The organism is Streptomyces niger (assembly GCF_000718305.1).
Taxonomy (GTDB): Bacteria; Actinomycetota; Actinomycetes; order Streptomycetales; family Streptomycetaceae; genus Streptomyces; species Streptomyces niger.
In genome coordinates this window covers 1-226 of sequence record NZ_JOFQ01000100.1, presented here as the reverse complement: position 1 = coordinate 226, position 226 = coordinate 1, and the positions used below count along the sequence as shown (strand labels likewise).

General features: G+C 70.4%; 1 pseudogene. It reads left to right on the top strand.

Features of this window, described 5'->3' with window-relative positions:
• A pseudogene (locus IF20_RS37055) lies at window positions 1-226 on the top strand (S-(hydroxymethyl)mycothiol dehydrogenase); the annotation flags it as partial.

Sequence of the window (226 nt, the reverse complement as noted above, 5' to 3'; positions counted from 1 at the left end):
GAAGACGCTGGTGGCGGCGGGGCAGTGCACGAAGGTGGATGCGGGTGTGTCGCCGGCGGTGGCGGGGTTGTTGGGCTGTGGGGTGATGGCGGGGATCGGCGCGGCCATCAATACCGGCGATGTCGGCCGGGGTGACAGTGTGGCGGTGATTGGGTGCGGTGGTGTGGGGGATGCGGCGATTGTCGGGGCGCGGTTGGCGGGGGCGGCGAAGATCATCGCGGTGGAT